The organism is Bradyrhizobium sp. Kon69 (assembly GCF_055807515.1).
Genome location: NZ_JBVVOS010000476.1, coordinates 1 through 252 on the forward strand (window position 1 = coordinate 1; position 252 = coordinate 252).

Below are 252 nucleotides of genomic sequence, written 5' to 3' on the forward strand. Positions count from 1 at the left end.
GTCCAGGGTGGTGGCGATAGCCGTGGGATGGTGGGCAAAATCGTCGTAGATGGTAATCCCATTCTCGTCGGCCACCTTTTCCATGCGGCGCTTGACGCTTTTAAACGCGCTCAAAGCTGCGATGCCAATGGACGGCACTACGCCCACATGCCGCGCTCCAATTCCATGAAGTTGGGTGCACACCGTGATGGCTTGCCGGAAAGCGTCAATGACGCCGACCAGGCGGTCTGGTATGCACCGGCCAACCTTGGC

Annotated in this window: 1 protein-coding gene; it reads right to left on the reverse strand. The window is 59.1% G+C overall.

Annotated elements, in window-relative coordinates; translation table 11 throughout:
- The coding region (locus AC0L3U_RS39870) for a glutamate ligase domain-containing protein (RefSeq protein ID WP_473365193.1) at nucleotides 1-84 on the reverse strand (84 nt) is incomplete at its 3' end.
- Between the last annotated feature and the right edge of the window lie 168 nt (nucleotides 85-252).